Source organism: Peribacillus sp. ACCC06369 (assembly GCF_030348945.1).
Taxonomy (GTDB): domain Bacteria; phylum Bacillota; class Bacilli; order Bacillales; family DSM-1321; genus Peribacillus.
In genome coordinates this window covers 2,464,533-2,487,756 of sequence record NZ_JAUCEN010000002.1, presented here as the reverse complement: position 1 = coordinate 2,487,756, position 23,224 = coordinate 2,464,533, and the positions used below count along the sequence as shown (strand labels likewise).

Sequence of the window (23,224 nt, the reverse complement as noted above, 5' to 3'; positions counted from 1 at the left end):
GTCTTTAAATCATTATTTTGTTATTATTAACAATTATTCTAAAATTTTTTAAAAAGGAATGATAGCATGATTTCATTAAAAGGAAAAACTGCTTTAATTACTGGGGCAGGCAGAGGAATCGGGCGTGCAACTGCGATTGCTTTAGCAAAAGAAGGAGTTCATTTAGGATTGATTGGATTAACGATGTCAAATCTTGAAAAGGTAACCGCGGAACTAGAGCAATATGATGTGAACGTTTCAGCAGCAACAGCAGATGTAGCCGATCTTGAAGCAGTTCATCAAGCTGTTGAACACATCAAATCAGACCTAGGTTCTATTGATATTTTAATCAACAATGCAGGTATAGCTAAATTTGGCGGTTTTCTTGATTTAACTCCTGAAGAATGGGAAAACATCATCCGAGTAAACTTGATGGGTGTATATAATGTAACAAGAGCCGTTTTACCTGATATGATTGAAAGAAAATCAGGAGATATTGTGAATATCTCCTCAACTGCGGGCCAAAAAGGAGCACCTGTTACAAGTGCTTACAGCGCTTCTAAATTTGCTGTTTTAGGACTAACGGAATCACTCATGCTAGAGGTAAGAAAGCATAATATCCGTGTAACGGCTTTAACACCAAGTACAGTTGCAACTGATTTGGCCATTGAAACCAATCTTATTAGTGGAAATCCTGAAAATGTTATGCAACCAGAGGATTTAGCAGAGCTGCTTGTAGCCGGGTTAAAGCTTCATCCAAGAGTCCTAGTAAAGACTTCAGGATTATGGTCAACTAATCCTTAATTTGAGAAGCGATCGTCTCTTCATGTCTATATTGGTTAAGAAGTATGCTTGTTGTAAAGTGTACCCTTTGTAAAGGACATTGTAAAAAAAGGGATTAGGCAGCCTAGAGAAGATGATCTCTGTATTGTGGAGTGACCCCTGTCAAATAGACAGAAATAAAAAAGACTAATTAAGCAACCTGAGTTCTATATTGATATGGACTCAGGTTGTTTAATTTTTTCTGGAAGCGATGATGATGGTTATAGAATCGAATATACATACTTACAGCACCTCGAACCTCTTCAGAGGTACCGAAGGAGTTCATATAGAAACACTCCGATTTAAAGTGGCTGAAGAAATTCTCCATACAAGCGTTATCCCAGCAGTTTCCCTTTCTTGACATGCTGGATTGCATTTTATATTTTTTCAAATAGGTTATTGTATTGGTGGGAAGTGTATTGGTACCCCTGGTCGCAATGCAGAAGAATTCCTTTAACATCCCGTTTTTTCTTTGCTTTTTTTATTGTTACTATTACAAGTGTTAAGTCGTTTCTCCGGCTGACTTGATAAGAAATGATTTCATTGTTATAGAGGTCTTTTATGGCGGATAGGAAAAGTTTCTGTCTATTAAAAATCAAATATGTAATGTCAGTTACCCATTTCTCATTAGATCTGGATGCATGAAAATCCCTATTAAGAAGGTTTTTTGAAATGACATATGCTTCTTTATGATTAGTAATATTTTTCAAATCTCCTTCAATTGTGGTAGCAACTTCCAATCTGGCATTTGTAAAGTGTCTAAGTAAACGGATGCCACCGAAAGCTATAATTACGATGGAAATGTCGTTTCTAGATTGGATTAACCAACTTGTTAAAGAGTTGACCATATTCAGCTCGCTGCTCCTAAAGGTAGTGAGGACACTGCAAGAAAATTTTTAAATAATATTTTAGGTTTTGCCGAAGTTGAAAAACCTGAAGAAGGGGTCCTACCAACAAAATGCGGAAAACATACGTTAAGGAAAATCCTGCTTTCGTATTTTCAAAGAAACACGTTTTACCCCGTTCCAATCCTCTAAAATCCTGTGCTCTCGCGACATGATTGTGCTTGGCTAGGATTTACTCCGACAATTAGGGTTTCAGAAGTCATTTGAGTGGTTTTATGATTTTGGTTATTATTCATTGTAGACCTCCAAATAGATGTGTTTTGTCCTTTTTTAGCTGGCCAGCTTAGGAAACATTCATCTTATCAAGATGTCTTTTTTCGTTCAAACCTCATTTTCAGTTATTACAGGAATGCTGACCCTTTAGTCATAATGAACGAAAACGGCTCCCATCGCTTAACGTAGATTGCACTTGGTCATAATGTTACTACCAAAAATAAAAAACCAAGTGTAGAGCTACACACGAAAAGGAGCCTATATTATGAAGGATGTTCAAAAATTTGTTGGTTTAGACGTATCTAAAGATTCAATTGCTGTTGCGATTGCTGATTCTGGTCGTGGTGAACCTAGATTTCATGGAACTATTCAAAATAAACCAGAGGATATTCGCAAATTGATGAAAAAGTTAGGGAAGCCTGAAAGCCTATTAGTATGTTATGAAGCAGGATCTTCTGGGTATGGAATTTATCGATTTCTTCTATCTATGGACATTGATTGTATGGTTGTCGCACCCTCCCTTATTCCAAAGCGATCGGGCGATCGTGTAAAAACAGATAAAAGAGATTCTATTAGATTAGCTCAGCTACTTCGCGCTGGAGAGCTTACTTCTGTATGGGTTCCAGATGAAGATCATGAAGCATTGAGAGACTTAATTCGTGCTCGTCATGATGCTCGTGAGGATTTACAAAGTTCTCGCCAGAGACTTGTTCACTTCTTACTTCGCCATGGAATACGTCCTCCGCAAGGAGTTAGAAATTGGTCCGTAAAACATCGTGAATGGTTAAAACGATTAACATTTGAAAGAGCTTCTCAACGTATTGTTTTTCAAGAATATCTTCATGCAATCAATGAAGTTGAAGATCGTATGAAACGTATCGAAGCTCAAATTCATGAAGAAGCCCTTCAAAGTGAACATGCTCCGGTAATTCAAGCTCTTCAAACATTAAGAGGAGTCGCAGAAGTCACAGCTGTTACTTTGGTAGCTGAAATTGGACAGTTTTCTCGCTTTTCAAACCCAAGACAACTGATGTCCTATGCTGGACTTGTTCCAAAGGAATACTCGAGTGGGTCTAGTCGTTGGCAAGGTTCCATTACGAAAACCGGAAACTCCCAAATTCGTCGTTCCATAGTAGAAGTTTGTTGGTCTTATCGCCATCGACCATCTCTTAAAGGTGAATTGCTTAAACGTCAAGAAGGTCAAGATCCAGAGGCAAAACGTATTGCTTGGAAAGCTCAACACCGTCTTCATATGAAATATCATCGCATCTCTGCTAAAGGAAAAGGTGGAAAAGTAGCTGTTGTTGCAGTAGCCAGAGAATTACTTGGTTTTATTTGGGCTATCGGTTGTGCCATTGAGGATAAGCAAGTAAGTGTATCGAATGTTGCTTAAGTAGATCGAAAGTAAGATTATGTAATAAATGATTTTATCGAATCATAATTTTGTGATTTAGAATTGAAGATTTGGCTCGAAGGCAAACCCCCGGGAAGGAGAACCCTCATGTGCAACTATGCACTAGGTCTAGGAACTGAACGTGCGCCGTTAGTCCGAGGCAGCTCCGTGACGGATGGAGTGAAATGTGGTAACCAACCCACGCATATCAGTTTGTATACCACCGTCAACGTTTTTGCCTTCGTGCCAAGTTTTTAAGGTTATCCTTGTTCAACTTTTAGAATTGTATCCATTTCGATTTAGCTTATCAAGGGAAAGTACGCCCTTGACAAGCTAAATCCGAAAGGATATTTGGTTTATAAGTTGAACAAGGAATAACTCTATTCATAGCTGAATGAAACACCATTTAAAAACATTTGGGTGTGGTGGGTTGACAGTTTCGTTCATATCAGTTGCATAAAGAAAAAGCTGCCTTAAAGACATTACACAATTTTTGATGAAAGATTAAAGGACACCTAATCTTTTCAGTCTTTTTTTTATAAAAAATGACCATACTGAGGATAAAAACATTAGAGGATGTTATAAAATGATTACACAGGAACAAGTGATGCAAGTTTTAAGTGGTGTGCAGGATCCAGAACTTCACAGAAGCCTTGTTGAGTTAAAAATGGTTAGAAACGTAAAAATAGAAGAATCAGATGTTAGTCTTGAGGTTGTATTAACCATTCAGGGCTGTCCCTTAAAAGCGAAGATTAAAGAAGATGTTCAAAATGCTCTTCGAGGCATTGGTGCTGAAAATGTGTATGTAAGCTTTGGGGCCATGAGTCCTGAAGAAAGAGCTTCATTAACTCAAGTATTGAAGAAGAATTCAACAACGGAAAGCGGGATGCCGTCGATGCTGAGCCATGATTCCGGGGTACGCTTTATCGCGATAACCAGCGGCAAAGGCGGCGTTGGGAAATCGACCGTTACCATCAACCTGGCTGCTGCCCTCGCCAGAATGGGGAAAAAGGTAGGAATTTTGGACGCGGATATTTATGGATTCAGCATCCCGTCCATGATGCAGATTAATGAAAAGCCGACTATGATCGGCAAAACTGCAATACCAGTTCTCAGTCATGATGTGAAGGTAATGAGCATGGGTTTTTTTGCAGAGGATAATAACCCGGTTATGTGGCGGGGGCCGATGCTGAATAAATGGATTCAAAACTTCCTTGCCAATACCCATTGGGGCGAACTGGATTATCTGCTTCTCGACCTGCCTCCAGGTACAGGAGATGTGGCAATTGATGTGGCTGCCATGATTCCGCAGGCAAAGGAAGTGATTGTGACTACTCCTCATAATGTAGCGTCGCATGTTGCCTCAAGAGCTGGGGTCATGGCGCGTCATACGAAACATGACATATTAGGCGTAATTGAAAATATGGCCTACTATGAAGAAAGCGATGGCACACGGAATTACCTTTTTGGAAGAGGCGGCGGAGAACGCCTGGCTGAACGGCTTCAAACAGATGTAATCGCACGAGTCCCCTTTGCGAGTCCTGTACAAGCAGCAGGTACTTCTGTATATGACGAAGACTCACTGGTAGGAGAGCTATTCCGATCCCTGGCAGAAGATGTGTTATATAAGGATGCTCAATAAAATGGAAGGCGATATAGATTTTTATATCGCTTTTTTTATGAAGGTTCTGGTTTCTTAGGGTATGGAACGTAAAGTTAAACCCGGTAAGACTAAAGTATAACTCTAAATGAATTTTTTAGTGGCCATACGGCAATTTTAGTGACTAAAACTTCTTTATATCGCAATCAGAGCTGGTTTATGCTGACTGAGTCACAGCTTCAAGTACTCTCGCTCATATGTGGACTGCTATTTGGATTAACTCACAGCTTTATACAGCCAAACTGGCAGCTGCTCTTACCGCCTTGCCATAAAAAAAGGGAATTCCACAATCGGATTCCCTTTTCTCACGTCTTCTTTTAGTTGTCAAAATAGTTGAAAGCTCTGTCGTTCTGACAGTTTTCACAGACATGAAGAATTCTGGTTCTTTCTGATTCAGTTTCTTCTGTTTCCATTTCCTGCTCACTGCCGCATAATTCACAAATCTGCATAATCTTCCTCCTCTTAGTGAGGTGAATTTTGATTTTCCGTTTTTATATCGTAGCCTGAGTCTCTGATGGCCTGTTGAAAATCCTGGAATGAAGCGGCATTTTTGTCATAGCCAATTCTTGCTTCTCCACTTTCTTTATTTACATCAGCCTGGAGGATGCCCCATACACCGTTTAATGACCGAATGATTTCGTCGGAATCTTTTTCCGATAGCGGTCCATGAATCTTAATAACACCTTGTTCTTCCATCACCCTTGTCCTCCTTCTGGATGAAGTTCCTGTGAAGGATGCTGTGTAAATGATTCACCCATACCATGCAGGAATTCAACCATGGTTGTCATCGCCGCTTTGATTTCTGGATCTCTCAAGCTTTTACCTAATTTCCATAAGCTGTGTTTTTCATGGTTTTTGATGCTTTCGCCCATATGGTCAAGGCCTTTTGTAACACCGCCCAGCATAGATTGTAGCTGGTCAGGCTTTAAGGTGCCCATGAAATTGAAAAGGTAAATGGCATTTTTGATGGTGTTATGCATACCAGGCTGGTTAACTTGCTGCATCGCTATAACGCCGACGTCTGTACGATTTTCCAAAATGGCATGAAGCGCATCGAGAATCCCAATTTCCTGTAGATTCTTTAATATGGCGAGTGCAGAAAGAATCCCTTCTTTGTTATCAGCAAGAGCTTTTAATATTTCCCCGATTGACTGAGCTTGTTCTTCCATCGCATTTGGAACCTGTTTATTAATTTGCCTGATTGCTTTCGCCATATGCTTCCCCCCCATTTCCAAATAACTCTTCTATCGCTTGAAAATCGTCACGCTGCCACTTTTCCTCAACCCGAACGCTGATCTGCGGATTCCTGTTACCAAACCGGTGGTTATGCTTAGGCAATGGCGGTTCACCAGTTGCTTCTAAAATCTCCATTTTAACACCGATTTCCTTATATGCAGGAGTATGTGTAACTAGATCATGATAGCTACTTGTCAGGTAATTGACAGCTTCATCGTCCTCAAAGCTGTTCATCGTGAGATAAATTTCCTTGCCTTTCACCCGGTCCGTAACAAGCGTCCTTACTTTAACCTGTCCATATGGTGAACTTAATCTAACTAATGTACCGTCACTGAGATTGCGTTCCTCCGCCAATTCGTGCGATACCTCCAGCCATGTGCCAGGTACCTTATGGATAAGTCCTTCTGTCCGGTACGTCATATTTCCTTCATGGAAGTGCTCAAGCAAACGTCCATTGTTTAAATGGAGATCATATTCTTCTCCTGCCATATATGGAGGAGTCCAGTCAACAGCGAACAGCCTTGCCTTTCCATCCTTAAAGGCAAATTTGTCTTCATATAATAGAGGTGTATCCGTTCCATCTTTGTGAACCGGCCAAACTTGGCTGTTAAAGCCTTCAAGACGGTCATAGCTCACACCTGCAAATAGGACAGCAAGACTGGCTGCTTCATCCATAATTTCACTTGGGTGCGAATAATTCCAATTCGCACCCATACGGTTCGCTACTTCCTGGAAGATCTGCCAGTCCGGTTTCGAATCGCCTAGCGGATCAAACACCTTATAGAACCTTTGAATGCGCCTTTCCGTATTTACAAATGTCCCATCTTTTTCAAGTGAAGGTGATGCCGGTAAAACAACATCGGCAAATTGTGCCGTTTTCGAGAAGAAAATATCCTGTACGACAAAGAAGTCTAATTTTTCAAATGCACTTTGAACATGGTTCGAGTTTGCATCCACAAGCCCCATTTCTTCTCCAAATAGATAAAGGGATTTTAATTTTCCTTTGTGGATTGCCTCTACCATGTGGTGGTTGTCCATTCCAGGATCTTTTGGAATTTCAACGCCCCATGCTTTTTCATACTTTTCTCTAACCTCGGCATTTCCGACTGGCTCATAACCAGGAAACCATGATGGCATTGTACCGAAATCACAGGCTCCCTGTACGTTATTGTGGCCTCTTAAGGGATAGGCACCTGTACCTGGACGGCCATAATTTCCCGTAATCAGCAATAAATTTGAAATGGCAGTGCTTGCGTCAGTTGCGCCGGAATGCTGGGTAATCCCCATAGCCCAAAGGATACAGACAGAATTAGCTTCATGAATCATTGTAGCTGCCTTGATTAATTCCTCCTGCGAAAGTCCGGTCATCTCTTCTGCGTAGCTTATGGTGAATTTATCCAGTGTTTTAATATATTCTTCTACGCCTGATACACGATTCGCCAGAAATTCTTTATCATGCCAACCTTGATCGATAATGTACTTCGTTACGGCAGAAATCCAGATTAAATCAGAACTTGGCTTAGGATGCAAGAGGAAATCCGCACGTTGTGCTAGCTCATGCTCTCTAATATCAGCTACTAATAATTTTTGTCCAAATAGCTTATGAGCCCGTTTTACACGTGTAGCGAGGACGGGATGAGATTCTGCTGGATTTGCACCAATTACAATAACCAAGTCTGCAGTTTCAATATCCTGGATAGTTCCAGAATCTCCCCCCAATCCTACTGTCCTTAAGAGTCCTGCAGTAGCCGGAGATTGGCAGTATCTAGAGCAGTTGTCGATATTGTTTGTTCCGATAACCGCACGTGCAAATTTTTGCGCCACGAAGTTTTCTTCATTGGAGCACTTGGAAGAAGCGATCACTCCAATGGATTCAGGTCCATACTCTTCTTTTATTTCCGTAAGCTTACTTGAAATCAGATCTAACGCTTCATCCCAGGTCGCTTCTTCAAACTCTCCGTTTTTACGAATCAAAGGCTTGGTTAAGCGCTGGTCACTGTTAACAAAATCCCAGCCCCATTTCCCTTTTACACAGGTGGAAATACCGTTAACGGGAGCTTCATGGGTAGGCTGAATTTTTAAAATCTGCCTGTCCTTTGTCCATACTTCAAAGCTGCAGCCTACACCGCAGTATGTACAAACCGTCTTAGTCCTCTTAATCCGTGCTTTCCTCATGGCAGCTTCCACTTCTGATATCGCAAAAATTTCTTTATATCCAGGCTCCACTTCTTTAATTAAATCAACCATAGGCTCTAAAATTGGAGCCGGTAGGTTTGTTAAGAATCCTGCTTCACCGAGCATGGATGTTTCCATTAAAGCATTACATGGACACACGTTCACACAGTGTCCACAGGATACACAAGAAGACTCATCAATTGGAACATCATTATCCCAGATAACCCTTGGTCTTTCTCTTCCCCAGTCAATAGTTAAGGTTTCATTGACCTGTAAATCCTGACAGGCCTCAACACACCGGCCGCACAAAATACACTGATCCGGTTCATACCTATAGAAAGGATGGGAATTATCCGGAGGGTAGGGTTTTTCTCTAAATTCATATTTCTGATGCTCAATCTCTAAGTATTCGGCAGTATTATGGACGGTACAATTGCCGTTATTATTATCACAAACAGTACAATACAGTTCATGATTTTCTAGGATCCGTGACATCGCTTCATACTGGGCATCCTTAACAGACTTTGACATTGTATCAACCGTTAAACCTGGAACAGCCTTTGTCGAGCAAGCACGGACCAATTCCCCACCCACCTGCACAAAACATGTATCACAAGTTTGGATCGTCCCCAGATCGGGATGATAACAAATGCTTGGAATGTACAATTCATGACTTTGGGCGACTTGCAATATCGTTTGACCTGGCTGTGCTGTTAATTCCTTTTCGTTGATTCGTATGGAAAAAGAATGGTCAGACATGTGATTCCCTCCTATCTTCGCTGCCGTTAAGCTGAATTATTTTAATAATTAAGCCATACACCAGCAAATGCTGTTGATTCATCCTAGTATTCCCAAAAAGGATATGAATAAAATAAAATAAAATATATTTTTACAGCCCTTAAAAATTATTCTAAAACCACAGTGTATTAAACCTTTCTTTTTTGGCAAGTTTATAGGAGATGATTTGTTGATAGCGAATCGAGTCTACATATATAAAGAAATTTAACTGAAGGCAGGCGAACCGAAGCTATGGAAAAAGAAATTCTTTTGCAGCTAGTTCAATCAATGATCATGTCCTCATCAAAGAAACCAAAATACATGAGCATCTCTACGGTGAAAGTTGCAGACCTCCTAGAAACCTCCATCTCCCATATCGAAAAAGGATTGCAGGAACTTGTACAAGAAGGACGCCTCCGACAATCAAAACTGGAACAGCCGCCGCATAACACCATTTACATGCTGCCATAATAGGGGACCGGCCCCACTTCACTAATTATTTCCCAGAGTGAAGTTTTTTTTTCGCCCTTTTTATACAGTAAAATGGCCCCATCTTGATGGGGTCCTTCTTGTATCTTTAACAATAACCGTATTACCTTAAGCTAGTCCGTTAACTTTCAAGTCTTCTGTCAGAAAACCTAAACCAATCTACAAATTGAAGGTAATTTGGATTTTGAAAGGGTTAAGAATAAGCAAAAAAGCAAAGAGTTTGAGGAGTTTGTAAGAAGTTTTACTGATACTCTTAATTATTTGATGTTAGATGCATATACATTAATAACCTTTTTGAAAGTAGAAAACTATTCATCAGCTCTTTAACTGAAAGTGAACGCCAAAAAGCTTTAGACCGTGGCGCCACTTTTTATGATCTGTTTTTTTCTAATACTTGGGGATGGGAGTGGTTAAGTGAACCGTCATATAAAAGATTCATTGGACAGACCACTAAGGGATTTAAGGATTTCCGTCATTGATCGGTGTAACTTTCGCTGCCAGTATTGCATGCCTGCTGAAATTTTTCATGATAATTTTCAATTTTTGCCTAAAAGTGAGCTCTTGTCATTTAAGGAAATCGTAAGGCTTTCTAAAATATTTGCAAGCTTGGGAGTTATAAAACTAAGATTGACAGGCGGTGAACCTTTACTGCGGAAAGACCTTACAACTCTTATTTCAAAGCTCGTCAAAATTGAAGGTATAGAAGATATCGGTTTGACTACAAATGGTGTTTTTCTGAAAAAACAAGCCGGGAATTTGAAATCAGCGGGATTAAAGAGGGTGAATATCAGTTTAGATAGCCTGGATGATGAACTTTTTAAGCAGATGAACGGCAGGGGTATCGGGATAAAGCCTGTCATAGAAGGTATAGCTGCTGCCAAAGAAGCAGGCCTTGGAGTTAAAGTGAACATGGTAGTGAAAAAAGAAAACAATGAATCTCAAATTCTGCCGATGGCACGGTTTTGTAAAGAAGAGGGCATTCAATTACGTTATATAGAATTCATGGACGTCGGACATACAAATGGTTGGCAGATGAAGAATGTATTTACAAAAAAAGAGTTACTCGAAATCCTCCAAGCAAAATTTGATCTTGAACCAGTTGAAGAAGATTATTTTGGAGAAGTGGCACAACGCTTCCGGTATAAGGGAACTACAACCGAAGTGGGTTTTATAACATCCGTCTCTGAGTCTTTTTGTTCCAGTTGCACCCGTGCTCGTCTTTCTGCTAACGGAAGTTTATATACATGCCTGTTTAATGGAAAGGGGCATGACTTAAAGTCATTGCTCCGTTCCAAGATGTCAGATGAAGAATTGACTTGCTTCATCATTTCACTTTGGAACCAGAGGGACGACCGCTATTCGGATGAGCGGTCAGCGGGAACAGTGAAAAAACAGGATAAAATCGAAATGTCATTCATAGGCGGGTGACAAACAGCAAGTTCTCCTCAATCATAAAGGGGGATGGCAACGTTTCCATCCCTAATTCAAAAATTTGATTATGGAGGGCTTATTTGTTTTCATACAAAAAAGAGCTGCTAATCAGCTTCTGGTATTGAAGTAAAGTATCGTTACTTTAAGTACAATTTATCATGGTCTTCTAATTCCTTTTTATTATTAGACTAATCCAGTTGAGCTGTAGATTAAAATAATTACAAATGCTGCTAGTGTCTTAAAAATTGTAATCACAAAGATATCTCCATATGATTGTTTGTGTGTTAAGCCTGTAACCGCAAGTAAGGTAATAACAGCGCCGTTATGAGGTAACGAATCCATCCCGCTTGATGCCATCGCTATGACACGGTGCATTACATCGGGAGGAATATTATATTGATTAATAGCTTGTATATACTTATCTCCCATCGCACTAAGCGCAATTCCCATTCCACCAGACGAAGAACCAGTAATACCAGATAACTCGTTTGTTGTAACGGCCCCATTTACAAGTGGATTCGTAAAAGTGTGTGAAATACCATCACGTACAGTTGCGAATCCTGGTAATGAAGCAATGACCCCACCAAATTCAGAAGCAGTATTCATAGCTGCTAGTAACGCTCCACCAATACTGGCATTAATGCCCTGTTGAAACCCCGTTGTAACACGTCCCAAATCGTAAGCAACTGTTGCAATAATACCTAATACTAGAGCTAGTTCGACAGACCAAATACCTGTTACTGTCGCAAGATCTACATTCCCAAACAAATCTAGTCCTATCTTTGAAAAGTCAAATCCCTCTGGATACGATTTCGGAATAGAAATAGTAAAAAATTTATTCGCCACACCCACTAAAACTAGCGGTATAAATGCAAATATTTGTCGAACTGGACTTGTATTAACAGCTAAAGGAACCGGTAATGGAATTACTGTTTCTGCAGCAACTGCCGTTAATTGTACTTTTACGAACAGGATAATTATAGTAAACAGGAAAGGCTTAAGGATTCTACTTCACCTTAAGCCTTTTCTTGCCCTATTTTAAAAACCCATCGATATATATTTTTCTTCTAAATATTCTTCAAGGCCTTGATGGCCACCTTCCCTCCCCATGCCGCTTTCTTTCATGCCGCCAAATGGGGCTTGTGCAACGGTGGGAATGGCGTCGTTGTAGCCGATGATGCCAAACTCCAGAGCTTCGGATACCCTGACTCCCCTGCTTATATTCTGTGTGTAAAAATAAGCGGCCAGCCCGTACTCTGTATTGTTGGCAAGCTCGATCACCTCTTCTTCTGTATCAAACGGAATGATTGGCGCGACCGGTCCAAATGTTTCCTGGTATGTGATGAGCATATCCTTGTTCACTCCACCTAGAACGGTCGGTTCATAGAATAATCCATCAGCCAATTCCCCTTCAATTCTTTGTCCGCCACAAAGAAGGCTGGCACCTTTTTCCAGGGCATCTTGTACATGCTCCTCTACCTTTTCCAGGCCATCACTGCTGACAAGAGGCCCGACTTCAACGGTTGGATCAATGCTATTTCCGACTTTTAGAGCTTGTACCTTTTCAACAAAAAGTGTAGAGAATTTATTGATGACAGAACGGTGGACGTAAATTCGATTTGCGCATACGCACGTTTGTCCGGTGTTCCTGAATTTGCTTGCAACAGCACCAGCTGCTGCGGCTTCCAAATCAGCATCCTCAAAAACGATGAAGGGCGCGTGTCCTCCAAGCTCAAGGGAAAGTCTCTTGAGCTGCGGGGCTGACTTAGTAACCAGCAATTTTCCTACTTCAGTAGATCCGGTAAAAGATATTTTCCTTACTACCGGGTTTTCAAAAATTTCATCCGAGATAGGTCCGGCACTCCCTGTTACGATACTGACCACTCCAGCAGGCACTCCCGCCATTTCTACCAATTTACCAAACGCTAACGCACTAATAGGAGATTGTTTTGCAGGCTTGACAATGACTGTACATCCAGCGGCCATGGCAGGTCCTACTTTCCGCGTCATCATGGCCAACGGGAAATTCCAAGGGGTAATGGAAGCAACCACTCCAATCGGCTGGCGGATCACCGATAGCCTTTTATTTGCGGCAGAAGCAGGGATCATTTCCCCATAAATCCGGCGGCCCTCTTCAGCAAACCATTCCAGGTAGCTTGCAGCAAAATCCACTTCACCCCGGGCTTCCGTTAAGGGCTTGCCCATTTCCATACTCATGATTTCTGCTAATTCATCTTTATATTCATGCATAAGGTCATGCAATTTCTTAAGATATTTACTGCGTTCTTGTGCCGTCAGTTTTGACCAGGTTTTAAACGCTTCCTCAGCAGCTGCAATTGCGGCATGCGTTTCTTGGCGGCCTCCATTTGGAATCTTTGCCACCACTTTCCCTGTTGATGGATTTGTTACTGGTAAAGTTTCTCCGTTATGTGCTGCAGTCCATTTACCGTTTACATACATTTTCAGTTCAGATAAATTGATTAATCCACTAGTTTTAAGCATGAATAAGTCTCCTTTTTTTGTTGGATTTGCAAAGCACTTCATTATATACACAAAAAGATTAGAGCCCTGAAACTTTAGTTCCCCCGTCAATGTCCGTGTTAATGGAAATCCTTTCATTTTTAAGAACGAAGGTATACCCCACAGCGGCAATTAGGCAAATGACTACAGGTATGATCAGGGCTATATTGAAATTATTGAACTTCGCTACTAAGATCCCTGTTGCGACTGGAGCAATCCAGCCAGCGAGGTTCCCCACGAAGTTTTGCAGCCCGGCAAGCTTTCCTTCCGCACCCTTTGGAGCAACATCCGAAACAGTGGCCCAGAGAATGCCCGCAGCCAATCCTTCACCGCCGATTGCTATTGAGATGTACGTAAGTGCCATTATGGCGCTGTCTGTATAGATAGTCGGGATTATGGCTAATGGAAAAAGCATGCCTATGGTTAAAATAGTTTTTCTTGCTTTGATGGAATTCCAGCCTTTTTTAATTAAGAAATCCGACAACACACCTCCTAGAATATTTCCCAGAAAGGACATGATCCAAGGCAGCATCGTGAAAAATCCGGCTTTTAAAAGAGTCATTTGCCTTTCGACTACAAGATAAGTGGGAAGCCAGGTCATCATTAAATAAGTAAGATAGTTATGGGCAAACAAGCCATATAACATAGGGTAAACACTTCTGAATTTGAAGAATTTAAATGGCGAGATGTTTAGTGTCGTCGCTTTTTCGGTTTGACTTTGCTCCCCTTTGATATAGGCTACTTCGGCCTCGTTTGCAATCTTACTTTGCTCTGGATGGTTTTTGAAAAAGAATAACCAGAATGCCAGCCATACAAAACCGATGGATCCAATTACCACAAAGGATGCTTGCCATCCCCAAGTCTGGATGATCCATGCTAAAATGGGTGTCGTTATGCCAATCCCGATAGCTGTACCAGAATTAAATATCCCGTTTGCAATGCCCCGTTCGTGTGACGGCAGCCAGTCTGAAATAACGCGCGTATTAGTTGGAAACGCTGGAGCCTCTCCGATTCCCATTAAAACGCGGATACCGATCAGTCCGCCAAGCGAACGTCCCATTCCAGTAAACACCGTACAGAGCGACCACCAAACGATGGCAATCGAATACGTTAAGCGTGCCCCCAATTTATCAACGATTACGCCGACCGGGATCTGCATTAAGGCATACGACCAAAAGAACGCTGACCCCAATATCCCGAATTCTACTGCCGAAAGCGAAAGATCCTTCATCATCGAGGGTCCTGCAATGCCAAGAATTGCCCTATCCATATAATTGATTGTTGTTGCGACGAAAAGGAGTACCACTACAAGCCATCTTCCATTGGTCTTTTTCATACGTCACCTCATTAGATAATTATATTCAGGTAGAAAAATACTGCGGGAAATCCATGTCCGAAAAAAGTTAAAAAGGGGAAACTGATTCGAAACCCCCTGAAATTCCAGGTGATTTTCAAATTGAATGGTTTTTATACATTCACGATGGCTGTTTCTGAATTTTTTGCACTGCTTGCATTTCGATTACCATTATTAAAACCTTCAAAGTCCCCCTCATAAGCCTTCTCTATAATCAGTTGGATATCCGATGCCTTCGTCAGCCTTGGATTAACGACCACGTTACCGCTTCGCATGGAATCTTCCACTAATTTCGGCAAAACGTCCAATGATACTCCAAGCTCTTTAATATTAAGAGGAATATTCATGCTCCGATTCATTTCGATGATGGTTTCGATTGCTTTCTCGGCTGCTTGCGCATTGGATAAACCGCTTACATCCCTTCCTAAAGCTATTGCAATTTCTCTATACTGATCCTCACATGCCGGCAGGTTGAATCTCATGACGAATGGCAATAGTGCTGCATTTGCGATGCCATGCGGGATATTAAAGACTCCTCCAAATGTATGGGAAATGGCGTGTACATTACCCAGTCGGGATTGTGAAAAGGCTACACCAGCTAACAGGGAGGCTACAAGCATGTTTTCCCTGCTTTCCATGTCCGTTCCCACAAAGTACGATCGTGTTAAATTTTCACCGATCATCTTAATGGCATGCATCGCGAAAGCCTTGCTGACAGGGTTGGCAGATTTGGAGGTGTAAGATTCAATTGCATGAGTCAGTGCATCCATACCAGTAGCTGCAGTAATCTCTTGAGGCAAATTCAATGTAAGAGCAGGATCCAATATAGCTAGCTTTGGAAACAAAAGTGAACTAAGTACTCCTAATTTAAAAGAGGTGTCCTTATTCGTTACCACTGTCGAATTAGTAGCTTCACTGCCAGTTCCAGCCGTTGTAGGGATTGCTATGATCGGGAGCGGGGGATTGGAAATCTTTCCAACCCCTTCATAATCCAGGATATGGCCGGGATTAGTAGCCATTGCCGCGATGCCCTTGGCAGTGTCAATGCTGCTTCCTCCGCCTACAGCCAGAACCGCCTCCATCTTTTGTTGCCTAAGATACACTGTCCCCTGTTGGATTGTTTGAGCTGATGGATTAGGCTCCACCTCATCGTAAATCTCAAAATAAAGATTTGCCGAGGCAAGGGATTTTTCAATGCCTTGTAAGAGACCGGCTCCTCTAACCCCTTTATCTGTTACGATCAGCACACTCGATACACCTAAATCCTTAATTAGTTCCCCTGTTTTTCCAGATATTCCGTTACCGCATTCCACCCGTGTCGGCATACTATATGTAAAAGGCATAAGAGACATTTTCATCTTCCTCTCCATTTATATTCTATTAGATAGTGAAACCCTTTCCGCCCCGGTCTGCAGATCCATCATGAATGGTTATGATGCTTAAACTTCCAGGGACACCATTCCTTCAAGCAATCTATAAAGCTTTTCTAAGTAATTCTTCTAAACTACGCTGGGTTGGCACTCTTGGGTTATTCCGAATCAGGCGATCGATCTGGAGGGTCTTCTCAGCAATTTCGGGAATATCCTCTTCTTTGATCCCAATCTTCGTCAGCTTTGTAGGCAGTCCAATTTCCCCCAGCAGGGTAAGCACAGCTTTTGAAGCAGCCAAAGCGGCTTCCTTATCGGAGAGGCCATCCGAGTTCACATTGAATGCCTGGGAAATCCTCACCATTTTTTCTGTTTCTACAGCTGCATTATATTCCATGACATATGGAAGCAAGAGCCCGGTCACCTCTCCATGCGGTGACTTCACAAGCCCTCCGATTGGGTAAGCCAATGCATGGGCTGCTGCTGTACCTGCATTTGAAAAGGACATTCCAGCAAGCAGGCTGCCCATTAGCATATTGGAACGGGCCTCGAGATTGCTTCCTTGCTGCACAGCAAGCGGCAGGTTTTTTGCAATCAATTCAATAGCTCTGTAGGCGAGTGCATCGCTTATGGGGATTGAACCTTGGAATAAAATGTTTCCTTCTGCCTGGATATATGCAGAAGGTTTGGCTGTGTATGCCTCTATCGCATGTGATAAAGCATCAATTCCGGAACAAGCTGTTACATAAGCGGGAAGCCCTAACGTTAATTCTGGATCAAGCAGGGCAACGGTTGGTCTTAGGTAGTTATCCGAGATACCAACTTTCAGGTTATTTTCCACATCGGTCAATACCGCTACTGATGTCACTTCTGAACCGGTTCCAGCCGTCGTCGGAATCGCTACAAGAGGGGCGATTGGTCCGGGAACCTGGTTTTCCCCGCCATAATAGTCCAGGGGATGTCCACCATGGGCGACCAACAGGGCGACGATCTTGGCCATATCAATGCTGCTTCCTCCGCCAAGGCCAATTACTGCATCAATATCCATTTGAGATTTAGCAAACTTATAACAATCCATCGCCGAATCTACCGGAGGCTCCGGTACGACCTGGTCATAGATAACTGTTTCGTAATTTGCTTGCTCCAACAACGATGAAATTCTGTCCACGATACCAGCGTTTTTGATCCCTGGGTCAGTAACGAGCAAAATGTTTTTCGCCTTTAACCTTTGCAGGATTGAATCCAATTGCCCGATCGCCCCGTTTCCAAAAACGATTCTTTCGGTAGAATAAAAATCCCATGTGTTTCTCATATCCCTTACCTCCAAAGTCTATAGATTGATGACGACAAGTTTTTCGTCTGTCATCTCTTGCACGGCATAATGCGGTCCTTCTTTGCCAATTCCGCTGTCCTTCACGCCGCCATACGGCATGATGTCGGCACGGTATGTAGAAACATCATTGATGATCACACCGCCAAAATGAAGTTCCTGTGTTGCCCGCATCGCTAAAGTGATATCGGATGTAAATAAACCAACTTGTAAGCCGAACTTCGTATCATTGGCCTGACAGAAAGCCTCCTCGATGCTATCGAAAGGAATGATGCTGATCACCGGTGCGAACACTTCCTGGCAGACTACCTTCATTTCCGGTTTCACATCTATTAATATAGTAGGTTCTAGAATCGATTCCCGCCTTTTCCCTCCATATACCACTTTGGCCCCTAGACGCTCAGCTTCCTGAATCCATTCTTCCGCACGCCTTGCTTCCTTTTCGGAGATCATGGGACCAATGTCCGTGGAAGGATCTGCAGGATTTCCAACCTTCAAGCCCTGTGCCACCTTGACTGCCTTCTCCACAAACACATCGCAGATATCTCTATGAACGTAGATGCGCTGCACAGAGATGCAGGCTTGCCCTGCATTCACATACCCCCGCGTGACACAGAGTTCAACTGCTCTGTCTAAATCAGGGACATCCTTGTGGATGATATTAGGGGAGTTATTCCCTAATTCCAAGGTAACCTTACGAATTCCCGTACTGCTCTTAATGTGCCTGCCTACGCCGGGACTCCCTGTAAAAGTGAACAACGCAATTCGTTCATCCTCCAAAAGGTATTGACCTGTTTCCTGCCCAAACCCGTTAACCACATTGAGGAAACCTGCGGGCAATCCAGCTTCGGAAAAGATTTCTGCTATCTTGCATGCAATGAGCGGCGTCATTTCAGCCGGCTTCAACACGATTGTATTTCCCGCTGCCAACGCAGGAGCCACCTTGTGGATGGTGAGATTGAACGGGAAGTTAAACGGGGTGATCGCACCGATAACTCCAACAGGAACCCGGATGGTGAAAGCCATCTTATTGTCGTTACCAGACTGCCCCAAAGGAACACCCGTACCGGCAATCCGTTTTGCTTCTTCCGCTGATGCAATCATCGTTTGAATTCCTCTATCGATTTCCCCTCTGGCGTCCTTCAATACTTTACCAACTTCCTGAACCAGAATCATCGCCAGCTCTTCTTTTCTTTCTTTCGCGATTTCCGCTGCACGCATTAGAATCTCGTAGCGTTGATCGGAATCTAGCTTTCTCGTATTAAAGGTTTCCAAGGCATTGGTCACCGCTTCAGAAACAATTTCGCGGGATGCCCTGCCAATCTGGGCAATTTCTTCTTTGTTATATTTGTTCATAACAGCGATTGTTTGTTGATCGGATATCCATTGCCCATTTATGAAATGGCCATAAAATGCATTTTTTCTACTAAGCGATATGCTCATTGAAGATTCCTCCCTTTGAAAAATAACGATCACATTTTTTCACTTCACAGTTATTTCTGCTAATAGATGGAATAAATTCAATCAGGAAAACGCACAAGATAAAGCGCTTTCATTTAAATCTCATGATTTTGTCTGCCTATCAATGCTCTTTAACAAACTGTTTATCATATATTCCAAAAATCATATGTAATCGTTTCCGAAAATATATCACATAATATACAATTGTGTAAATATTTAAAATTAAAAATATTCTGTGTATTTTTTGTAAATGTTGATACAACAGCGTTTTTAACAAAAAAATAATAAATATAGATTAAATATTTCATAATTATTTAATAATTTTATATATAATCCCTCCGAAATCTATCAAATATCATATATAATTATCAGTAATGAGGATATTTTTGTAGCTATCCAGCAAACTATAGAGTCCCCTTATAAACTCTCTATTCTTGATATCAATATGGTTTCGCCTTATCTTATTGATAGGGGCAACAAGCAGAAAGCTACTTCAGTAATAATAATAATTTAAGTTGTTACATCTATATGAAATAACACTCGTTCTCATAGAAATTTTTTTAAGTTAGGGGCATTTCGATGATAAAGGAAAAAGAACGCGGAGAGACAACGGAATATGTCTACAATTTATTAAAAGAAAAGATTTTTGAATGGGATTTATCGCCGGGACAAAAAATCAATATCAGCCACTTAACCCGGGAAATCAACATTAGCGCCATACCTCTCAGAGAAGCATTATCTCGTCTGAACTCTGAGAACTTAGTCATCTTAGAACCAAATAAGGGGTATCGGGTCAGTGACATATTAGATACTGAAAATATGGCGAAAATGTTAGAGGCCCGGATATTACTGGAGACGCATGCGGTCCGGAATATTATCCGCTTAAATAATGTAAGCGTGACGGAAGAAATGGCCGCGCTTACAGATGAAATGTTTTCCACAAACACAGGTGCTTCCAACAAAAAAATACTAGATTTTACTCATTTAGATCAACAATTTCATCATGCCATCATGAACGCTGGAGGAAATCCGTTTTTATTTGAAGCATATAAAGGCATGCACTGTCATCTTCATATAGGCCGGTTTTATCACGTCAAAGGTGAGATCGACCAAAAAGACGCACCATCGGAACATATGGAAATCATTGAGGCCATCCGGACAAGGGATGTATACAGGGCCGAGATTGCGATCTCCAGCCACATACAGGATTCCATAGATCGTTTATTGGAGAGGACAAAAAGATAATACTTGGAAGCTATTGAGGATAATCTTCTTCGGATATCAGTCATCGTAATCGCTTTGATCAAATTTCCGGAATATTCAAGTGGGTGTAAACTATACATTCCCATCTCAAATGCTTGAAAAAAAAAAACAGAATAACATGTGAAAGATTTATGCACCAAGAAGAAAACAAGTGTGATCAAAGGAATGAAACTTAAGACTTCTCTTGTTTTGAAAGATGATGGATGGATTGAATTTGCAAAAAAAAAAACATTTGCTAAATCAAAGTAACAAACTAAAATCCCTATCACAATTGATAGGGATTTTACTATGAAAGAGTATATGCCGAATAATTCGCTGAATGAATCCACTTACTGCTATAACCTTTTCTGATTTTGATCTCCGAAGAAAAGAAAGAGTATATGTGATAAATCCAAACGAAAAAACGAAAAAAAGTAATAAATAACAAAAACCCTATAACTAATTGCCCCTTATAGTTTTTGTAGGTCGTGGGTTTTACTTAATGAAAAAAACCTCTTTGAAAAAAAGATAGCTTAGAGCACCAAAAAAACGATTTTCCCTTAACATGGGCAAAATCGTCTTTACTGGTGCTTAATTTGAATAAGGTAAATGTAGCTCTCAAGACAGGGGTGTTCACTTTTCTAAAATCTTCTTCTATGCGTATTTCATCCAGAAGTAAAAATTACTCCAAAAAGTTAAAAAAGGGTTTGATACCTTCCCTTCTTACTCATAGTCCATATCCATAGTTGTAAAATCTATTTTTCCAAATGAAAACAACCATCTTTATGGCTTAAGGACCACTTTAATACATCCATCTGTCCTTGTATCAAATACTTCATACCCATGCTTTGCTTGGTCAATTGGAAGTACATGGGTTACAACATCGCCAGGATCTACTTTTCCTTCTGATATTAGTTTATAAAGGTAGGGCATATAAGGAATTACAGGAGCCTGACCGGTTTTAATATCCACGTTTCTTTGGAAAATATCTCCTAGGGGGAATCCATTATAACGGCCGCCATAAACGCCTGTTATTTGTATGGTTCCCGCCTTACGCACGGCTTGGGACGCAATTACAATCCCTCCCATGGCTCCCCCATGTAATTTAAGACCCGATGCAAGATATTCCATCGGAGTCATTTTGCCACTCATTCCGGAACAGTCAATAACGATATCTGCACCACCTTTAGTGATTTCTTTAAGGTATTCGCCAGTGTTTTCATATTGTGCAAAATTTACGGTTTCGACTTTATTTGTCCTTTTTGCATGCTCTAAACGATAATCGAGATGGTCGACAGCAATCACTCTTTTCGCCCCTTTAAACCAAGCGAATTTTTGAGTAAGTAGACCTACAGGACCACAGCCTAAAACGATAACCGTATCGCCAGATTTGACACCTGCGTGATCTACACTCCAGAATGCTGTGGATGCTGCATCAGCGAGCAACACCAATTTTTCATCTTCTACCTCGCAGTCTTCTGGGATTTTGAAAGGGGTAAAGTTTCCATAAGGAACACGCATATATTCAGCTTGCCCGCCCGCATACCCACCAGTTGTTTCAGAGTATCCAAAAAAACCACCCATTTCCCCATGAGGATTTGAATTATCGCACTGACTTGTAAGGTCGTGGTCGCAATACCAGCAGCTCCCGCAGCTAACGTTAAAGGGAATAATGACCCGGTCTCCCTTCTTTACCTTAGTTACCCCTGGTCCAACTTCCTCAACAACCCCCATCGGCTCATGACCAATCACATAATCTGTAGGCATATTGGGAATTAATTGATGAATTAAGTGCAAATCGGAGCCGCAAATCGCTGAAGTAGTGACTTTTACAATAATATCATCCGAATTTTTGATGTTAGGGTCTTTAACTTCTTTAACCTGTACATTTTTATTGCCCTGGTAAGTTACGGCTTTCATGATGCTTTTCCTCCTTTATTTATTCGGCGTTGCGAACATGCCGAGTCTGTCAGTATCATTCGGGAAAAGATTCATTCCAGCGATACTAACCGCCATATCGGCTGATTTCAAATCTAATTCCACCTGTTTACCTACATCGTTCGGATAAAGCCAGCCCTTCCTGATCATTAAATCGGATAACTCACCATGTAAGTCAATAGATTGCTCCATTTGCTGGTACAATGCTTTTCTCAATGCGGGATTCGCTGTTTCAGATAATGCAATACCATAAGTATGAATCCCACTTTTGATAGAGAGTAGAAAATCTAGCGCGAAAGAGGAATCAGCCATTTCCGGCATATGTTCAGCGCCTTGAGGATCTAAAAAATCCATTTCCATTTAAATTTCACCTCATTTTTCATAGTTTGTTCGGGCTTCTGTATAAAATCCCTTTAGCTCGTTTATAGCAGCTATAGATTGTTGTACGTCTTTTTCCATTAATGCTTTTAAGTCATTGTCAAAGCAAATTCCTTGCATTAATTTTGATCTCATTAAACCGATTGTTTTAAAATTTAAAATTTCATGCGTTTCCATGGTTTCATGAAATGCCAAGCTTTCATTTTCCATACGTGCACCTCCCTAATCTATATACAAAAATACCTTTCCCAGTTCATCTGTTTGTTATACGGAATATTGACCGATAGGTAGTTTATTTCGCAAAATACACGTTACCTTTGCAAATGATGATGTATAAAAACTTTTGTATTACGAAAGATATGTAAGTGAATTCTCAAAGAAATGGAGTGAAAAATCATGACGAAAAATTTAGGACTGCATGAGACTTTAGAGGCGCACGAAATTTTAACTTTCAAGAGTCTTTGTCTAACAAAGTCCTCTACAATGAGCAGTTTAGTGCAGGATACAGAACTACAAAATATTCTATTAAAAGACATGAGCACTGGGACACAAGA

At 41.2% G+C, this 23,224-nt stretch carries 20 protein-coding genes and 3 pseudogenes; 7 read left to right on the top strand and 16 right to left on the bottom strand.

From position 1 onward, the window contains the following. Positions 1–66 precede the first annotated feature (66 nt). Positions 67–783, top strand: coding sequence for a 3-ketoacyl-ACP reductase (locus QUF78_RS12925; protein ID WP_289318553.1), 717 nt, complete (start codon positions 67–69; stop codon positions 781–783). Positions 784–952: 169 nt separating this feature from the next. Here the strand turns inward: QUF78_RS12925 and QUF78_RS27835 are convergent, their stop codons facing one another. Beyond that, on the bottom strand, positions 953–1,177 hold the full coding sequence (locus QUF78_RS27835) for an IS3 family transposase (RefSeq protein ID WP_353957942.1): 225 nt from the start codon (positions 1,175–1,177) through the stop codon (positions 953–955). A 1-nt stretch (position 1,178) separates the two neighbouring features. Next, positions 1,179–1,649 (bottom strand): DDE-type integrase/transposase/recombinase, encoded by a 471-nt coding sequence (locus tag QUF78_RS12920; RefSeq protein ID WP_289324957.1) that lies wholly within the window; start codon positions 1,647–1,649, stop codon positions 1,179–1,181. On the opposite strand from QUF78_RS12920, the pseudogene QUF78_RS12915 reads away from it, so the two are divergent. Continuing rightward, positions 1,650–1,742: pseudogene (locus tag QUF78_RS12915) on the top strand (VOC family protein); the annotation flags it as partial. Between the two features lie 40 nt (positions 1,743–1,782). Here QUF78_RS12915 and QUF78_RS28010 read toward each other — a convergent pair. Continuing rightward, positions 1,783–1,942: pseudogene (locus QUF78_RS28010) on the bottom strand (IS110 family transposase); the annotation flags it as partial. Positions 1,943–2,184: 242 nt separating this feature from the next. Between QUF78_RS28010 and QUF78_RS12910 the strand changes: the two are divergent. Together QUF78_RS12910 and QUF78_RS12905 are read left to right on the top strand one after the other, a co-directional pair. Continuing rightward, positions 2,185–3,312, top strand: coding sequence for an IS110 family RNA-guided transposase (locus QUF78_RS12910; RefSeq protein ID WP_034306249.1), 1,128 nt, complete (start codon positions 2,185–2,187; stop codon positions 3,310–3,312). Positions 3,313–3,898: 586 nt separating this feature from the next. Continuing rightward, positions 3,899–4,954: a P-loop NTPase gene (locus QUF78_RS12905; protein WP_289324956.1), complete on the top strand. Its 1,056-nt coding sequence runs from the start codon at positions 3,899–3,901 to the stop codon at positions 4,952–4,954. Between the two features lie 247 nt (positions 4,955–5,201). Here QUF78_RS12905 and QUF78_RS12900 read toward each other — a convergent pair whose 3' ends face one another. From QUF78_RS12900 to fdhF, 4 genes are read right to left on the bottom strand one after another with little or no spacing between them, the layout of a single operon-like run. Beyond that, on the bottom strand, positions 5,202–5,396 hold the full coding sequence (locus QUF78_RS12900) for a hypothetical protein (protein ID WP_289324955.1): 195 nt from the start codon (positions 5,394–5,396) through the stop codon (positions 5,202–5,204). 38 nt (positions 5,397–5,434) lie between these two features. Beyond that, a complete protein-coding gene (locus QUF78_RS12895; protein ID WP_048683086.1) occupies positions 5,435–5,668 on the bottom strand; it encodes a heavy-metal-associated domain-containing protein in 234 nt (77 codons plus the stop codon). After that, complete coding sequence (locus tag QUF78_RS12890; RefSeq protein WP_057219147.1) at positions 5,668–6,186, bottom strand: helical membrane plugin domain-containing protein; 519 nt, start codon at positions 6,184–6,186, stop codon at positions 5,668–5,670. The genes QUF78_RS12895 and QUF78_RS12890 overlap by 1 nt, the downstream gene beginning before the upstream one ends. Continuing rightward, positions 6,161–9,142 carry a formate dehydrogenase subunit alpha gene (fdhF, locus tag QUF78_RS12885; RefSeq protein ID WP_289324954.1) on the bottom strand — a complete coding sequence of 994 codons (2,982 nt, stop codon included), beginning with the start codon at positions 9,140–9,142 and terminating at the stop codon, positions 6,161–6,163. The genes QUF78_RS12890 and fdhF overlap by 26 nt, the downstream gene beginning before the upstream one ends. Before the next feature lie 270 nt (positions 9,143–9,412). Here fdhF and QUF78_RS12880 point away from each other — a divergent pair, with 270 nt between their 5' ends. Further along, positions 9,413–9,631: a hypothetical protein gene (locus tag QUF78_RS12880; RefSeq protein WP_048683094.1), complete on the top strand. Its 219-nt coding sequence runs from the start codon at positions 9,413–9,415 to the stop codon at positions 9,629–9,631. 432 nt (positions 9,632–10,063) lie between these two features. Continuing rightward, positions 10,064–11,077: a GTP 3',8-cyclase MoaA gene (moaA, locus tag QUF78_RS12875; RefSeq protein ID WP_289324953.1), complete on the top strand. Its 1,014-nt coding sequence runs from the start codon at positions 10,064–10,066 to the stop codon at positions 11,075–11,077. A 186-nt stretch (positions 11,078–11,263) separates the two neighbouring features. On the opposite strand, the pseudogene QUF78_RS12870 reads toward moaA, so the two are convergent. The 6 genes and pseudogenes from QUF78_RS12870 to QUF78_RS12845 form a co-directional block, all read right to left on the bottom strand. After that, a pseudogene (locus QUF78_RS12870) lies at positions 11,264–11,974 on the bottom strand (GntP family permease); the annotation flags it as partial. A gap of 144 nt (positions 11,975–12,118) precedes the next feature. Continuing rightward, positions 12,119–13,582, bottom strand: a complete 1,464-nt coding sequence (locus QUF78_RS12865; protein ID WP_289324952.1) for an NAD-dependent succinate-semialdehyde dehydrogenase — start codon at positions 13,580–13,582, stop codon at positions 12,119–12,121. 58 nt (positions 13,583–13,640) lie between these two features. Continuing rightward, the gene (locus QUF78_RS12860; RefSeq protein WP_289324951.1) at positions 13,641–14,936 is read right to left on the bottom strand and encodes an MFS transporter; all 1,296 of its coding nucleotides are present in this window, start codon (positions 14,934–14,936) and stop codon (positions 13,641–13,643) included. Between the two features lie 131 nt (positions 14,937–15,067). Further along, a complete protein-coding gene (locus tag QUF78_RS12855; protein ID WP_289324950.1) occupies positions 15,068–16,312 on the bottom strand; it encodes an iron-containing alcohol dehydrogenase in 1,245 nt (414 codons plus the stop codon). Positions 16,313–16,427: 115 nt separating this feature from the next. Then, positions 16,428–17,633, bottom strand: coding sequence for a hydroxyacid-oxoacid transhydrogenase (locus QUF78_RS12850; RefSeq protein ID WP_289324949.1), 1,206 nt, complete (start codon positions 17,631–17,633; stop codon positions 16,428–16,430). Positions 17,634–17,651: 18 nt separating this feature from the next. Then, a complete protein-coding gene (locus tag QUF78_RS12845) occupies positions 17,652–19,094 on the bottom strand; it encodes an aldehyde dehydrogenase family protein (protein ID WP_289324948.1) in 1,443 nt (480 codons plus the stop codon). A 597-nt stretch (positions 19,095–19,691) separates the two neighbouring features. On the opposite strand from QUF78_RS12845, the gene QUF78_RS12840 reads away from it, so the two are divergent. After that, positions 19,692–20,357 (top strand): GntR family transcriptional regulator, encoded by a 666-nt coding sequence (locus QUF78_RS12840; RefSeq protein WP_057215460.1) that lies wholly within the window; start codon positions 19,692–19,694, stop codon positions 20,355–20,357. Positions 20,358–21,137: 780 nt separating this feature from the next. Here the strand turns inward: QUF78_RS12840 and QUF78_RS12835 are convergent. The 3 genes from QUF78_RS12835 to QUF78_RS12825 are packed head-to-tail and all read right to left on the bottom strand — an operon-like array spanning position 21,138 to position 22,880. Next, positions 21,138–22,274: a zinc-dependent alcohol dehydrogenase gene (locus tag QUF78_RS12835; RefSeq protein WP_063575945.1), complete on the bottom strand. Its 1,137-nt coding sequence runs from the start codon at positions 22,272–22,274 to the stop codon at positions 21,138–21,140. A gap of 15 nt (positions 22,275–22,289) precedes the next feature. Continuing rightward, on the bottom strand, positions 22,290–22,652 hold the full coding sequence (locus QUF78_RS12830) for a spore coat protein (protein ID WP_048682441.1): 363 nt from the start codon (positions 22,650–22,652) through the stop codon (positions 22,290–22,292). Between the two features lie 12 nt (positions 22,653–22,664). Then, the gene (locus QUF78_RS12825; RefSeq protein WP_056519692.1) at positions 22,665–22,880 is read right to left on the bottom strand and encodes a hypothetical protein; all 216 of its coding nucleotides are present in this window, start codon (positions 22,878–22,880) and stop codon (positions 22,665–22,667) included. Positions 22,881–23,224 lie beyond the last annotated feature (344 nt).

Excerpts from the sequence above, each read along its gene's own strand:
- QUF78_RS12925 (WP_289318553.1), top strand. The coding sequence starts at position 67 with ATGATTTCATTAAAAGGAAAAACTGCTTTAATTACTGGGGCAGGCAGA.
- QUF78_RS27835 (WP_353957942.1), bottom strand. The coding sequence starts at position 1,177 with ATGCAATCCAGCATGTCAAGAAAGGGAAACTGCTGGGATAACGCTTGT.
- QUF78_RS12920 (WP_289324957.1), bottom strand. The coding sequence starts at position 1,649 with ATGGTCAACTCTTTAACAAGTTGGTTAATCCAATCTAGAAACGACATT.
- QUF78_RS12910 (WP_034306249.1), top strand. The coding sequence starts at position 2,185 with ATGAAGGATGTTCAAAAATTTGTTGGTTTAGACGTATCTAAAGATTCA.
- QUF78_RS12905 (WP_289324956.1), top strand. The coding sequence starts at position 3,899 with ATGATTACACAGGAACAAGTGATGCAAGTTTTAAGTGGTGTGCAGGAT.
- QUF78_RS12895 (WP_048683086.1), bottom strand. The coding sequence starts at position 5,668 with ATGGAAGAACAAGGTGTTATTAAGATTCATGGACCGCTATCGGAAAAA.
- QUF78_RS12890 (WP_057219147.1), bottom strand. The coding sequence starts at position 6,186 with ATGGCGAAAGCAATCAGGCAAATTAATAAACAGGTTCCAAATGCGATG.
- fdhF (WP_289324954.1), bottom strand. The coding sequence starts at position 9,142 with ATGTCTGACCATTCTTTTTCCATACGAATCAACGAAAAGGAATTAACA.
- QUF78_RS12880 (WP_048683094.1), top strand. The coding sequence starts at position 9,413 with ATGGAAAAAGAAATTCTTTTGCAGCTAGTTCAATCAATGATCATGTCC.
- QUF78_RS12865 (WP_289324952.1), bottom strand. The coding sequence starts at position 13,582 with ATGCTTAAAACTAGTGGATTAATCAATTTATCTGAACTGAAAATGTAT.
- QUF78_RS12860 (WP_289324951.1), bottom strand. The coding sequence starts at position 14,936 with ATGAAAAAGACCAATGGAAGATGGCTTGTAGTGGTACTCCTTTTCGTC.
- QUF78_RS12855 (WP_289324950.1), bottom strand. The coding sequence starts at position 16,312 with ATGAAAATGTCTCTTATGCCTTTTACATATAGTATGCCGACACGGGTG.
- QUF78_RS12850 (WP_289324949.1), bottom strand. The coding sequence starts at position 17,633 with ATGAGAAACACATGGGATTTTTATTCTACCGAAAGAATCGTTTTTGGA.
- QUF78_RS12845 (WP_289324948.1), bottom strand. The coding sequence starts at position 19,094 with ATGAGCATATCGCTTAGTAGAAAAAATGCATTTTATGGCCATTTCATA.
- QUF78_RS12840 (WP_057215460.1), top strand. The coding sequence starts at position 19,692 with ATGATAAAGGAAAAAGAACGCGGAGAGACAACGGAATATGTCTACAAT.
- QUF78_RS12835 (WP_063575945.1), bottom strand. The coding sequence starts at position 22,274 with ATGAAAGCCGTAACTTACCAGGGCAATAAAAATGTACAGGTTAAAGAA.
- QUF78_RS12830 (WP_048682441.1), bottom strand. The coding sequence starts at position 22,652 with ATGGAAATGGATTTTTTAGATCCTCAAGGCGCTGAACATATGCCGGAA.
- QUF78_RS12825 (WP_056519692.1), bottom strand. The coding sequence starts at position 22,880 with ATGGAAAATGAAAGCTTGGCATTTCATGAAACCATGGAAACGCATGAA.